The 14,502-nt window shown below is 36.7% G+C and carries 13 protein-coding genes and 1 pseudogene; 1 reads left to right on the forward strand and 13 read right to left on the reverse strand.

Annotation, left to right across the window (positions count from 1 at the left end):
* Positions 1–18: 18 nt before the first annotated feature.
* The 13 genes and pseudogenes from A194_RS0108480 to A194_RS0108540 all read right to left on the reverse strand — a co-directional run bounded on the left by A194_RS0108480 (position 19) and on the right by A194_RS0108540 (position 13,095).
* Entirely contained in the window at positions 19–642 is a 624-nt protein-coding gene (locus A194_RS0108480; protein WP_157783041.1) for a thiamine diphosphokinase, read from the reverse strand.
* Positions 643–669: 27 nt separating this feature from the next.
* Positions 670–1,329, reverse strand: a complete 660-nt coding sequence (gene rpe, locus A194_RS0108485; RefSeq protein WP_017186419.1) for a ribulose-phosphate 3-epimerase — start codon at positions 1,327–1,329, stop codon at positions 670–672.
* A 3-nt stretch (positions 1,330–1,332) separates the two neighbouring features.
* Positions 1,333–2,214 carry a ribosome small subunit-dependent GTPase A gene (gene rsgA / locus A194_RS0108490; RefSeq protein ID WP_017186420.1) on the reverse strand — a complete coding sequence of 294 codons (882 nt, stop codon included), beginning with the start codon at positions 2,212–2,214 and terminating at the stop codon, positions 1,333–1,335.
* Positions 2,215–2,217: 3 nt separating this feature from the next.
* On the reverse strand, positions 2,218–4,173 hold the full coding sequence (gene pknB, locus A194_RS0108495; protein ID WP_017186421.1) for a Stk1 family PASTA domain-containing Ser/Thr kinase: 1,956 nt from the start codon (positions 4,171–4,173) through the stop codon (positions 2,218–2,220).
* Complete coding sequence (locus A194_RS0108500) at positions 4,164–4,916, reverse strand: Stp1/IreP family PP2C-type Ser/Thr phosphatase (protein WP_017186422.1); 753 nt, start codon at positions 4,914–4,916, stop codon at positions 4,164–4,166. The genes pknB and A194_RS0108500 overlap by 10 nt, the downstream gene beginning before the upstream one ends.
* A 28-nt stretch (positions 4,917–4,944) precedes the next feature.
* On the reverse strand, positions 4,945–6,288 hold the full coding sequence (gene rsmB / locus A194_RS0108505; RefSeq protein ID WP_017186423.1) for a 16S rRNA (cytosine(967)-C(5))-methyltransferase RsmB: 1,344 nt from the start codon (positions 6,286–6,288) through the stop codon (positions 4,945–4,947).
* Positions 6,289–7,233 carry a methionyl-tRNA formyltransferase gene (gene fmt / locus A194_RS0108510; protein ID WP_017186424.1) on the reverse strand — a complete coding sequence of 315 codons (945 nt, stop codon included), beginning with the start codon at positions 7,231–7,233 and terminating at the stop codon, positions 6,289–6,291.
* A 17-nt stretch (positions 7,234–7,250) separates the two neighbouring features.
* A pseudogene (gene priA, locus A194_RS17910) lies at positions 7,251–9,658 on the reverse strand (primosomal protein N').
* The gene (coaBC, locus tag A194_RS0108520) at positions 9,655–10,860 is read right to left on the reverse strand and encodes a bifunctional phosphopantothenoylcysteine decarboxylase/phosphopantothenate--cysteine ligase CoaBC (RefSeq protein WP_017186425.1); all 1,206 of its coding nucleotides are present in this window, start codon (positions 10,858–10,860) and stop codon (positions 9,655–9,657) included. The pseudogene priA and the gene coaBC overlap by 4 nt, the downstream one beginning before the upstream one ends.
* Positions 10,861–11,036: 176 nt before the next feature.
* On the reverse strand, positions 11,037–11,237 hold the full coding sequence (rpoZ, locus tag A194_RS0108525) for a DNA-directed RNA polymerase subunit omega (protein ID WP_017186426.1): 201 nt from the start codon (positions 11,235–11,237) through the stop codon (positions 11,037–11,039).
* Positions 11,234–11,854, reverse strand: coding sequence for a guanylate kinase (gene gmk, locus A194_RS0108530; RefSeq protein ID WP_017186427.1), 621 nt, complete (start codon positions 11,852–11,854; stop codon positions 11,234–11,236). The genes rpoZ and gmk overlap by 4 nt, the downstream gene beginning before the upstream one ends.
* A gap of 11 nt (positions 11,855–11,865) precedes the next feature.
* Positions 11,866–12,126 (reverse strand): extracellular matrix/biofilm regulator RemA, encoded by a 261-nt coding sequence (gene remA, locus A194_RS0108535; RefSeq protein WP_017186428.1) that lies wholly within the window; start codon positions 12,124–12,126, stop codon positions 11,866–11,868.
* Between the two features lie 72 nt (positions 12,127–12,198).
* Complete coding sequence (locus A194_RS0108540; protein WP_017186429.1) at positions 12,199–13,095, reverse strand: YicC/YloC family endoribonuclease; 897 nt, start codon at positions 13,093–13,095, stop codon at positions 12,199–12,201.
* Between the two features lie 105 nt (positions 13,096–13,200).
* Here A194_RS0108540 and A194_RS0108545 point away from each other — a divergent pair.
* The coding region (locus A194_RS0108545) for an Rqc2 family fibronectin-binding protein (RefSeq protein ID WP_017186430.1) at positions 13,201–14,502 on the forward strand (1,302 nt) is incomplete at its 3' end.

The following is a 14,502-nucleotide window of genomic DNA, read 5'->3' on the forward strand; positions in this document are numbered from 1 at the left end:
CAAATATTAAACTATAAATTAATCACGGCTCTTTACAATTATTAATATGCCTTCAGTAAAAAAATAAGTACCTATTTTTTCACTCCATTCATTTGAAACCGTTAAAGAACTACCACTTTCAACGTTTGCGCCTTCTAATTCATATAAAAAACCCTTTAAATTCAAGTTATAAACCGTGTCGCTAATTGGGAGAAATGATACATATTGGAAGCGTTCATCGCGCTTTAGTTCGTATTGACCAGGTGTTTTCAAAGTTAACTCATTTTGCGCATTACAAATCCATGCTTCTATTCCTGCATCGTTAAACTTCTTTAATAACATAATATTCACTATTTCGTGATCTTTTCGTCCACCAGTAGCACCAAATAAATAGACGCGATCAGGATTTTGGTTCATAACATAATTAATGGCAAGTTCTAAATCTGTATCATCTTTATCTACAGGATGTACTTCCACTTCATTAGAATACATCTTAATTTGGGTAAATTCAGTCGTACTAACAGAATCGAAATCTCCAATCGCTAAATCAATGTAGCCAACATTTTCACTCAATAAGTAAGCTCCGTGATCTACACCGACCCAATGATTAATATCTTCATAATGATTTAAAGGCGGCAAGTCCGATTTAGGACCTCCCGCCACAATACCAAACACCTTCATTACTATCACCTACACCGATTGTTCATAACTAGCTTTGATCGTTTGTACGGCTGCTTGACGGTCTTCTTGATTAAAGATCGCACTGCCAGCAACTAACACTTCAGCACCAGCATCAACGCAAGCTTTAGCTGTCTCAGCTTTCACGCCACCATCAACTTCAATTTCATAATCAAAACCGTATTGTTTTTTCAGTACTGACAATTGTTCGATTTTGGACAATGTTGAATCAATAAATGATTGGCCACCAAAACCAGGGTTTACCGTCATAACTAAGACAAGGTCAACATCTTGCAATATCGGTTCAATCATAGAAACCGGTGTTGCTGGATTAATAACGACGCCAGGCTTAACACCTTCGTTACTAATTTGTTGGATAACACGGTGCAGATGTGGACACGCCTCAGCATGAACCGAAATGATATCTGCTCCAGCTTTAGCAAATTGCGGGACAAAATCTTCAGGGTTCTCAATCATTAAATGAACATCTAATGGTAGATTAGTAACAGGACGGACCGCTTCTACAATCAATGGTCCAATCGTAATATTTGGAACAAAATGACCATCCATGACATCAACGTGAATGTAGTCGACATCATTTTCAACTGATTTGATTTCTGTTGCTAACTTTGAAAAGTCTGCTGATAATATCGATGGTGCAATCTTTACCATAACCTAATACCTCGGCTTTCTATTTTTAATTTCTTCATAGAATTGTTTGTAATGCTCATATCTAAATGGCTTAATTTCGTCACTTTCTACTGCTTGTTTAACAGCACACTTCGGTTCGTTCATATGGTAGCATCCTCTAAATTTACAACGATCTTCATAGTCTAAAAACTCTCGGAATGACATTCTAATATCCTCTAATTGAAGTTCATCAAAGTCTAGAGCACTAAAGCCAGGTGTATCGGCAACATACCCATTTGCAATGTGATATAACTCCACATGGCGTGTCGTATGTTTTCCACGACCTAAACTTTTGGATATGTCACCTGTTTCAATGTTCAACGTCTCATCTAGTTGATTGAGAATCGTTGACTTGCCAACGCCTGATTGACCTGCAATTACAGAGATTTTTTCCGCTAAGTATGGTTCTAGCTGATCATTTAAGTTCTCCATCTTACTTGAAACTTTAACAACATCATAGCCAATTGATTCATAGTAGTTAATGAAAAAATCAATCTCTAACTCATGCTGTGAATCAACCAAATCTTCCTTACTAAAAACAATTAAAGCATCTAAGTCTTTATTTTCAACAAGGACTAAAAATCGGTCGAGCAGTAATGGATTAAAATCTGGTTCTGTCATCGAAGTAACAATAATCGCCTGGTCAACATTAGAAACGGGCGGTCTAATTAATTCGTTTTCTCGTTCGTATACCGTTTGAATTGTCCCTGTATAATTTTCTTGTACAGATATTTCAACTTCATCTCCAACGAGAGGCGTAATCTTTTGGTTTCTAAAGACTCCTCTTCCTTTACAACGATACACTTCCTGACCTACTAATACATCATAAAACCCGCTTAATGCTTTAACTATTTTCCCTTTTGGCATTCATTAATCCTCTCCTGGCTCATAAGGAATTACTTCTTCATAATAAAGTGTACCCTCTTTCGTTACACGAACTTCACCTGTTTCATCAGGTTCAATCGTTAGTTCAACTGTATAGATTGTATCTTCATAAATGACATCTTCTTCAAACACTTCATTAATACTATTGTTTTGATCCTCTATAAATATCTGAACCTCTTGTCCTATTGGCTCTTCTTCTTCATCATCTTCAGAATTAACTTCTTCATCATAAGTAACGGTGAACGAAACTTGTTCTGTAATTGGTTGTGGCTCAGCACCTTTAGAAACATATACTTTAAACTCGTCACCACGTTCTAACTCAGCATTCTGACTTGGTTCTTGTCTGGTTATTCGGCCTTCTGAAATATCATCAGAATGTTCTTCTTCTGTTTCTAGCATTAATTCATTTTCTTGAGCGAAATTTTGAGCACGCTCTAAAGTATCATCTCTAAATGAAGGCAACGATATACTCGGTGGTCCTTGACTTACTTCAAATATGACGCGAGTGTCTTCAGGGATAATTTCTTCCCCAGGTTCAGGTTGAATTTGATTAATAATTTCGCCTTCAGGACGTTCGTCTTCAAGTCTAATTTCACGAACTTGTCCATAACCACGAGACTCAAGTAACCTTCTCGTTTCGTTAAAATCTTGACCGACATAATCATCGAATTCTATTTTCTCTTGACCTAAGCTCGTATATAAAGCAACCGTGGAACCTTCTTTAACAGTCGTACCACTTCTAGGGTTCGTTCGAACAACATACCCTTCTTCTACTTCATCATTAAAAACTGATTCACGTTCAACGTCTAAATCTAAATTTGATAGTTCGATTAATGCCTCTTCATAAGTATACCCTTCAAGCTCAGGAATGGTGACATCCTCTGGCATGAACATTCCTGGTAATACAAATAAAGCAATAATAAAAGCTGCAATTAATATTCCAACTATTGAAGATACCCATACGATCCACTTCTTTGACTTCTTTTTCTCGTTTTGTTGAGTTGGGACGATAGTCTCTTCGTTGGTACTGTTATGTGATGTATTCGGTTGGATCGCTGGAATTACTTTTGTATCTTCCCCTTCTTCTTCAGGAGGATTATAGCGTTCTTCACTTAACCTTGAATGGTCAAATACGGTCTCTAAACTTTTTCTAAACTCTTCAATCGTTGCGTAACGATGAAGTGGGTTTTTAACTGTTGCTTTTAAAACTACATTTTCGAGACTTTGTGGAATCTCAGGGTTAAAACTTCTAACAAATGGTGGTTCAGTTTGCATATGTTTTAGCGCTATTGAAACAGCAGATTCTCCTGAAAATGGTAACCGACCAGTTAATAGTTCATATAAAACAATACCTAAAGAATAAATGTCGGATTTTCGGGTCGCTGTTCCACCTCGTGCTTGTTCAGGAGATAAATAATGAACAGACCCCATCACGTCATTCGTTTTCGTTAACGAAGTAGAACTCAGCGCTCTTGCAATACCGAAATCAGTTATTTTTACATTACCGCGATGATCCATCAAAATGTTTTGAGGCTTAATGTCTCGATGAATAATGCCATTATCATGAGCATGTTTTACCGCATCAGATAATTGGATCATAATTCGAACTGCTTCATGCATCGAAACTGTGCCTTTGTGCTGGATATATTCTTTTAATGTCATACCATCAACATATTCCATAACCATATAATGTAAGTCATCTTCTTGACCGACATCAAATATGTTAACGATATGATCATTTGAAAGGCTTATAGCCGCTTCTGCCTCACGATTAAATCTTTCAATGAATTCTTCGTGATCGGAGTACTCTAGCTTTAATAGCTTTATTGCTACTTCTCGACCTAAAATTAAATCTTCTCCTAAATATACATTGGCCATACCGCCTCCACCAATGTATTGCACAACTTTATAACGTTCGTTTAAAACTTTACCTATGTCCATGTTTGATCACCCGATTCTAAGCTAATCAATGCGACAGTAATATTATCTTCACCGCCACGTTGATTTGCCTCCTCTAATAATTGATCAACCTTCTCCTCATTAGACATAGAACGATTAACAATATGTAGTATATCTTCATCAGGCAGTTTATTTGTTAATCCGTCTGTACATAACAAGCAATAAGATTCATGTTGCCACTCATATGATAACGTATCGACGTTAACTTCTTCTTCTGTTCCTAAAGCACGCGTTAACACATTCTTTCTAGGATGTGATTCTGCTTCTTCTTTTGTGATATGGCCTTGTAAGACGAGTTCGTTCACGAAAGAGTGGTCAGTCGTTTTCTGTTCAATGGTTTCTTCAGTGACATGGTAAAGTCGACTATCGCCGACATGAGCGACAACGATCTCATTATTGAGTACTGTTGCAGCAATAAGCGTTGTTCCCATTCCTTTGCACTCTTCATTGTTTTGCGCATGGTCTTTAAGAACATCATTAACTTCTTTAACAACTGTCTCTAACCATACTTCTAATTCTTTAACATCTGTAAAAACTCTAGTACTTTCCCAGTAACCTTTCATCTGCTCTACCGCTAGTCGACTAGCTACATCACCTGCTTGATGGCCGCCCATACCATCTGCTACTACAGCTAACAACTGATCGTCTTCATTAAAAAACACACCGCCAAAATCTTCATTGGCTTCACGAATTTTCCCCTTATCTGTCTTAAATACAGCATGCATCCTCTCATGCACCTCACTTATATAAAAATTACTTAAAGACTAAACGAGTAATAAAGAATCCATCTGCTTTAAAATCCTGCGGGAAAATTTGAATCCCATATTCAGATTTCCCTTCTAAATGCTGACAAGATTCTGGTAACTCTTCAAAAAAAGCTGGATCAACTTGTAAGTTAGAAAAATCTTTTAATAGTTGTTTAATTTGTTCTTCATTTTCATGACGATCTACGGTGCATGTACTATATACTAGTTTACCATTTTCTTTTAATAAAGGAAGAACTGACCTCAATAAATCATGTTGAATATTAGCTAATTGTTCGATATTCTCTTCCTGCTTGCTATATTTAATATCTGGTTTACTTCTTAACACACCTAATCCAGTGCATGGAGCATCTAACAAAATACGGTCAAATGTACCGTCATCATGCACTTCATATAACTGACGGCTGTCATAGGCTTTTACTTGAATATTTGTTAAATCTAGATCACGTGCTTTTTCTTTTACGAGATTGACTTTAGATTGGTGAAGGTCATATGCATAAATTTCACCCTGTGAATTCATCTTTTCAGCAATGTGTGTCGCCTTACCCCCGGGAGCACTACATGCGTCTAACACAGTCATATTTGGCTTTGCACCAATCATTTCAGATACTAACATTGACGTCTCGTCTTGAATTGTTAAACTGTGTGGAAACAATTCACTTCTCAAAATGTTTCCTTCAATAATATTTAATCCTTGATTAGATAAAGTCGATCTTTCTACTTTAATCCCTTCAACCTCTAGTTTTTCAATCGCTTCTTCAATTGACAATTTTTCTGGTTGAATTCGAACTGATACTTTTTTCGACTCCATGTTTGACTCACACATCTTCTTAGTGACATCAAAACCATACTGATCTACCCAACGTGATACTAACCAATATGGATGACTCGTTTCTATAGATACGCGCTCAACTTTATCTTCAATCGTATCAAATGATGGGACACCTTTTCGTTGAATATTTCTTAAAACCCCATTTACAAAGCCGCTAATACCTTTATGACCTTTTTTCTTCGCTATTGTTACCGCCTCATTAATGACAGCATGATCAGGTACACGCTCTAAATAAACCATTTGATAGACAGACATTCTAAGCAACGTTCTTACCCAGTGATCCATCTTCTTGTTACCGACAAATGGAGTTAAATAAAAATCAAGCGTTAATTGTCGTTGTAATGTACCATATACAATCTCAGTGAATAAACCTTTATCTTCTTGTTTTACTTCATGTTTTGAGATTGCTTGATTTATTAAAATATGACTAAACCCACCACTTTGACTTACTCGTTGTAATAAGTTTAGTGCGACTTCTCTAACTGTTTGTTGTTTAGCCATTTAATCACCTAGTTTCTTGCCTATTTCAAAGTAATCTTTAGATCCTCTTAGGAAATCGACTGTTTTCATACGTTTTTTGCCAGCTGGTTGAAGTTCTGTTATATTAATTAACTTTTGATCACCAGTTGCGACTGATATTCCAACTTGATCATCAATTGCCACAATCGTTCCTGGAGTTTGATCAATCGTTTGATTAACTTTTTCACCCCACCATAGTTTTACCGTTTGACCTTGATATGTTGTAAAAGCAACAGGCCACGGGTGCAAACCTCTTATGTGATTATAAATGTCTTGTTGTGATTTGTTCCAATCAATTCGCTCTTGCTCTCGCTTAATGTTATAAGCGAATGTTGCTTCATCATGATTTTGTTCTTCTGCTTCGATCTCTCCAGCAAACAGCTTTGGCAAAGTATCTACTAATAGATTAGCACCGACTTCAGATAATTTATCATGTAAAGTCCCAACGTGATCGCTTTCTTCGATTTTGACTTGATCTTTTGAAATCATCGCACCGGCATCTAGTGCTTTAACCATATACATAATAGTTACGCCTGTTTCATCATGACCTTCTAAAATCGAATAGTGAATCGGTGCTCCACCTCTTAATTTCGGTAACAGTGAGGCATGGACGTTTATACAACCGAAAGGAGGCTCTTCTAAAATTTCTTTTGGTAAAATTTGTCCATAAGCTGCTGTTACAATAAGGTCAGGCTTGTAATCGAGTATGTTTCGATAATCATGTCTAATCTTCTCGGGCTGTAATACTGGTAGCTCGTGTTTAAGCGCACACTCTTTTACCGGTGAGGGTGTTAAAACTTTCTTACGACCTTTAGGGCGATCTGGTTGCGTGACGACAGCTGCAACGTCATAACCTTGTTCTATAATTCTTTCTAAAACAGGTACACTAAAGTCAGGTGTACCCATAAATACAATTCGTTTTGTCATATAATACCCCTTCTTTTCTACATAAAGTAATACGGTTCAAAATCAACGGTTAATTGTAGTTCTTCTTTATTCATTTCTTTTTGGAAACTGTTTAATACATGCTCTAATGGTTCATCGACATCTTGGCGATTTTTATATTTAATCATACATTGATAACGAAAACGGTCTTTAATTCTCAACATCGGGGATGGTGATGGCCCCATTAACAAGGCACTTTCACCGAGACGTTCACTTAACATATTAGCAATTCTTTGTGAAGCTTCAACTACTTTAACATGGTTTTCATGAGATATATTAATTAATACTAAAAAGTAGTATGGCGGGTAAGCAAACCGCTTCTAATTTGCATTTCACGGTTAAAGAAAGATTCATAATCATATTGTGCAGCTAATTCAACCGTAAAATGTTCTGGTGTATACGTTTGAACGACGACTTCCCCTGGAAGCTCATGTCTTCCTGCACGTCCACTGACTTGTGTTAATAATTGAAAAGACTTTTCAGCAGCTCGAAAGTCAGGTAAATGTAAGATCGCATCAGCAGCGATCACGCCTACTAACGTTACATTTTCAAAGTCTAATCCTTTAGCAATCATTTGTGTACCTAGTAAAATATCAGCTTCTTGATTACCAAACTTCTTCAGGAGTCGTTCGTGTGCACCTTTACGGCTTGTTGTGTCAACGTCCATACGAATAATACGGGCATGTTCAAACTGTTGTTGCAATGCTTCTTCAACTTTTTGCGTACCAGTACCGAAAAAACGGATCGCTTCACTTTCACACTTAGGACATTGATTTGGCATCGGCTTTTCATCACTACAGTAGTGACATTTTAATTTATGATTCGTACGGTGGTAAGTCATCGATATATCACAATGTTCACATTGGACCGTTTCACCACATTCGCGACACATAACAAACGTAGAATACCCTCTTCTATTTAACATTAAAACAACTTGTTCACCACGCTTAATTCGGTCATTAATTTTCTCAACTAAATTATCAGAGAACATCGTACGGTTACCTTTTTCTAATTCTTTACGCATATCCACGATTTCCATGTGCGGTAATGCCTGTTCATTAACACGTTCTGACAGTTCGAGTAATTGATAAACCCCTTTTTGTGCTCTAGCATAGCTTTCTAACGTTGGTGTTGCACTTCCTAAAATGACAGGACACTTATGGTATTGACCACGATATTTAGCCACTTCTCTCGCATGATATTTCGGATAGTCTTCTTGTTTATATGTTGTTTCATGTTCTTCATCGATAATAATAATCCCGAGATTTTCAAATGGAGCAAAAACAGCCGAACGTGCCCCTACAACTACTTTCACTTCTTTACGATGAATTTTACGCCATTCATCATATTTTTCACCTGTTGATAATCCACTATGTAAAACAGCGACATCATCGCCAAATCTTGATTTAAAGCGTTCAACCATCTGTGGCGTTAAAGAGATTTCAGGAACTAAGACGATTGCTTCTTTGCCCTCTTGTAGCACGCGGTCAATCGATTGTAAGTAAACTTCAGTTTTTCCACTTCCCGTCACACCATGTAACAAGAACATTTCGTGTTTATTTTCATCAATCCGTGACAAAACCGGTTCAATAACTTGTTGTTGCTGTTTCGTTAACGGAAGTGGTTTCGTTCGTTCGTTACTGTTAGCGTGAGGATCACGGTAAACTTCCTTTTGCACTAGACGAATAATACCTTTATCTTCTAACGTTTTAATCGGTGCTCGAGTAACGCCTAAGTCATCCATCAACTGCTTTAATCGAAAATCTCCATTAGTATCTTGTAAATACTCTAGTACTTGTTTTTGCTTTTTGGCCTGCTTTCCTAAATCTTCAATAACTTCTATTACCTTTACTTGTTCAAGTGCTAATTCAATATATGTATCTTTCTTTACTCTATTTTTACCTTTGACGACATATTTAATTTCTATTAACCCTTCACTGACTAGTGATGAAATTTGGCTTGCCTTTATACCACTTTCTTCTAACTCATTAAACGGGAATACTTCACGCCCTTGAGTCAAGATTTGCCATTCGAATGGCAGCTCACTTTCATCTGCTAATAGCCATACTTCTTTTTCATATTTCGCTTTAAAAACAGCTGGTAACATCGCTTGTAAAGCAGAAACTCTAAAACATAGAGTCTCTTCTTGTAGCCATTTGGAAAGGTTTAATAACTCTGGAGTTAAAACGGGTTCATAATCCATCACAGTATGAATCGGCTTAAGTTTTTCAAATTCGCTACTTCCGGTAATATCAATGACAAACCCCATAATTTTACGAGGTCCGAATGGTACTACCACTCGCACCCCTGGCTTTACAACACTTTGAAGCTCATCAGGAATCTCATAGTCAAACAATGAATCAATCGATGAGACAGGAACATCGACAACTACTTTTGCAACTTTCACTTCGATTCACCTAACAATTCTTCTGTAAAAATTGACCATAGATCTTGTGCAATTTCATGCTTCGTCTTTAATGGAATGGATTGTTCTAACCCTTTTTTCGTCAACACGTGAACAGCATTAGTATCAGATTTAAACCCATGTTTGTCTTCACTAATATCGTTAACAGCGATCGCATTTAAGTTTTTGCGTTCCAGTTTGCTTTTACCGTACTCCAGTATGTGATCTGTTTCTGCAGCAAATCCAACTAAATATTGATGCTCTTTCATTTTACCTAATGCTTTTAATATGTCATCTGTACGTTCCATTTCAATTGACAAGTTACCGTCTTTTTTCTTCATTTTATTCGTTTGAGTAACTTTAGGTCGATAATCTGCGACGGCTGCAGATTTAACTACGAAATCTTGATGTTCGAAACGGGTCGTTACCGCGTCATACATTTCTTTAGCTGACGTTACGTGAACCATTTCTACACCGATAACCTCATCTAAATCAACTGGACCGCTGACTAACGTGACATTAGCCCCTAATTGTTTCGCTACTTCAGCCAAGGCATAACCCATTTTGCCTGATGAATGGTTTGTAAAATAGCGGACTGCATCAACAACCTCAACAGTTGGACCTGCTGTCACCAACACATTTTTACCTTTTAATGGTTGGTCTACTGCTTCATTTTGTTCGATAACTTCAATAATTCGTTCGGGCTCTTCTAAACGACCTTTGCCTACATAACCACATGCTAAATAACCAGCTCCTGGTTCAATAAAACGATATCCAAATCCATCTAATGTTTTTAAATTAGCTTTTACTGCTGGATGATCGTACATATGAACATTCATAGCTGGCGCAACGTATACCGGTGCTGTTGTAGCAAGTAAAGTTGTCGTTAACATATCATCTGCAAGTCCATTAGCAACTCTTCCTAATAAGTGCGCAGTAGCAGGCGCTAATAAAACAAAATCAGCCCAATCCGCTAAATCAATATGGGCAATTTTTTCAGGATTCTTCTCATCAAATGCATCTGTAAATACTGGGTTTCGTGATAACGCTTGAAACGTTAACGGACTAACGAATTGCGTTGCGCCTTCAGTCATGATTACTCTTACATCATAACCGCGCTGAACTAATTGGCTCGTTAATGCACAAGCTTTATAAGCTGCGATCCCACCCGAAACGCCTAACAATACTTTTTTTTGTTGATTCATCGTTTCTCCTCCAACAACCATTAATTAGTAATTAAACGGCTAATATGGTTTAAATATAACCCATTAAAAAGAACAACCTGACATGCAGGTTGTTCTTTTCGGTCAAGACATTGATCACGCTAGGTGGTGAATTGAAATGCTAATTCAACACCGACCTGCAAGCGTATAAATAAAATTTACTTGTAGCCACTAACAGTTAGCTTATCTTCCATAATTTCTTCTAACGCTTGACCAACGTATTTAGGCGACTTGTGATGATCTAAAATGTAATTATTCTCTTCGTGCAATTCTCGGGCACGCTTAGCTGATGCAATCACAATCGCATATTTAGAGTCAATCTTATTAAGTAAGTTATCGACAGATGGCTCTAAGATCACAGTTCAACACTCCCTAAAGCTTTTTTATATTGACTAGCAATTCTTTCACGTTTACAATGCTCACTTACGACAATCGATTCAATTCGATCAACAGCATTATGAACGTCATCATTAACGACGACATAATCGTAAGCATCCATCATTTCAATTTCTTTTTTCGCTTCTAATAAGCGATTTCTAACGAGATCTTCAGTTTCAGTACCGCGATTAATAATACGGTTCTTTAATTCTTCTAAACTCGGAGGGAATAAAAAGATAAAAACACCTTCAGGGAAGTTCTCTTTCACTTGTAACGCTCCCTGCACTTCGATCTCTAAAAAGACATCGCGTCCTTCTTCTAAAGTTTGCTCTACGTATGCTTTAGGTGTTCCATAATAATTCCCTACATATTCAGCATACTCGATAAATTCACCTTGTTCAATCATCTTTTTTACTTCATCTTTCGTTTTGAAGAAGTAGTCAACACCATTTTGTTCGCCTTCACGCGCTTGCCTTGTTGTCACGGAGATCGAATAGGCTAAATCTGGATCACGTTCAAATAACGCTTTTCTAACAGTGCCCTTTCCGACACCAGACGGTCCAGACAGAATAAATAAAATACCTTTTTCGTCTTTCACAACAGTTCCTCCTAGTTGTCTATGTTCATATCTTCATTTACGACACGTTGTCCAACTGTCTCAGGTTGTACAGCTGATAAAATAACGTGGTCACTATCAGTCACGATGACTGCTCTTGTTCGTCTTCCATATGTAGCATCAACTAACTTATTATTATCCCTTGCAACTGTGATAATACGTTTGATCGGGGCTGATTCGGGTGACACAATCGAAATAATGCGATTGGCAGAAACAACATTTCCAAACCCGATATTAATTAATTTTAAATTCATCCTCTTCTCCCCTAACTTTTATTCTTGAATAATAACTCTATTATAGTCTAAAAATAGTCAAAAACTCAAATATTATTCAATATTTTGTACTTGTTCTTTAATTTTCTCTATTACACTCTTTAAATCTACAGTTACCTTACTCACCTGTACATCATTCGATTTAGACCCTATTGTATTAGCTTCACGGTGTAATTCTTGTGTTAAAAAATCTAACCTTCTACCAATAGATCCATCCTGTTGTAACAAAGATTTTACTTGTTCAACATGAGACAGCAATCGGGTGATTTCTTCTGTGATATCGCCTTTATCAGTTAAAATTGCGATCTCTTGTAATAACCTATTTTCATCAACATTTGCATCAGCAACAAATTCTTTTAAACGATTGGTTACTTTTTCATAATAATTTTGCTTGAATTTATCTTTGTCCTGGTCTAGGCTTTTCGCTAACTGCTCTATTTCTTGAGCGAATTGGTATACATCAGTTTTTAACGCTTCACCTTCATCTACGCGCATACGGTCAACACGACTTAGCGCTTCTCCTAATGCAACTAAGATAGCTTGTTCAACTTCTGAATCAAAATTGTTTTCTTCCTCAATTACAAAGGCATCTTCAATTTGAAAGAGTTGTTCAATGTCAAGTTGACCTGATAAGTTTTTATGTTGTTTAATTTCTTCAACACGATCTATGTATTGGTTTAACAGAGGCCAATTAACGTGGATTGCTTGGTTCGTTAACGTTTTTCCATTAATATTAACGAAAATGTCGACACGCCCACGTTCAAAATACTGCTTTACTTGACTTTTCATTCGATCTTCAAGGGCCATCAATTCTCTAGGCATTTTAAATGAAAAGTCTAAAAATCGATGATTCACTGTTTTGACTTCTACTGATAATTGAAGTTCATCTAACTTCTGAGTCGCTTGCCCATAACCAGTCATACTCTTAACCATATCATCACCAACTTTCATATTACGTCTTATATTGTCGCATTAATCACATTAGTTTTTCAACTGTTAACGGCTATTAATCAATGTTTTATTCGTGATATACTTAACATTGATGAGGTGATAGACATGCCATTTGATGGAATCGTAACTCGAGCCATAACAAATGAACTAACTAAACTAGAAGGCGGACGTATTCAAAAGATTTTCCAACCGACAAACAGTGAACTGATTTTAACTGTAAGAAATAAAGGGCAGAACTATAGCTTACTTATTTCTACACATTCAAGTTATGCAAGGGTTCACTTTACAGACCAAAAGTTTACGAACCCGAAAGAACCACCTATGTTTTGTATGGTGTTACGTAAATATTTAGCAGCTGGTTTTATTGAAAAAATTGAACAAGTCGATATGGAGCGAATTATTCATATCACTGTTCGTAGTAAAGATGAGATCGGTGATGAACAAAATAAAACGTTAATCATTGAATTAATGGGCAAGCATAGTAATGCGATATTAATTGACCCAGAACGTGAAGTAATTTTAGATAGTCAAAAACATATAAGTCCAGCACAAAACCGTCACCGCACGATCTTACCTGGACAGACTTATATTGCACCACCAGACCAAGGTAAAGTTCATCCATTATCATTAGATGGTGTTGATTTCGTAAAGAAACTTGACTTCAATCAAGGAAAAATTGAAAAGCAAATGATGAATCTGCTTATGGGCTGCTCCCCTGTTGTTACAAACTCATTAGCAAACCAAGCATATTTAGGCTCCAATGAAAAATATGAAGCAGTTTATGATCAGTTTAAACACGAAGTTGAACACCATGAGTATGAGCCGAAGATCTTCAAAGGTAAAAAAGAAGACTTCCACGTATTACAAAATATCGAGCTTGAAGGTGAAGTTACCACGTATGATTCTATTAGTGGTATGCTCGATGCTTATTATGAAGGTAAAGCTGAGCGCGACCGCGTGAAAAACCAAACTCACGATTTAATGAGATTACTAAAGAACGAAAAAGCAAAAAATGAGCGCAAAATAAAAAAACAACAATCAACATTAAAAAAAGCAGAAAAAGCTGATGACTACCAGAAATACGGTGAATTATTAACGGCTCACCTACACCTTGTTAAACAAGGTGATGAACAAGTGACAGTAATGGATTATTATGATCCTGACCAAAATGAAATTACACTTGAGTTAAATCCTAATAAAACACCAAGTGAAAATGCACAGCACTACTTTAAGCAATATCAAAAGCTTAAAAAATCTAAAGAAGTAGTACTAGTAGAAATCGAAAAAGCGAAACAAGAGATAAACTACTTAGAACGATTAATCCAACAGTTAGAACAAGCTCGTATAGAAGATATCGAAGACATTCGCGAAGAATTACAAGAAGAAGGCTATATTAGACAAAAACAA

Origin of the sequence: Alkalibacillus haloalkaliphilus C5 (assembly GCF_000269905.1) — a bacterium.
Lineage (GTDB): Bacteria > Bacillota > Bacilli > Bacillales > Alkalibacillaceae > Alkalibacillus > Alkalibacillus haloalkaliphilus_A.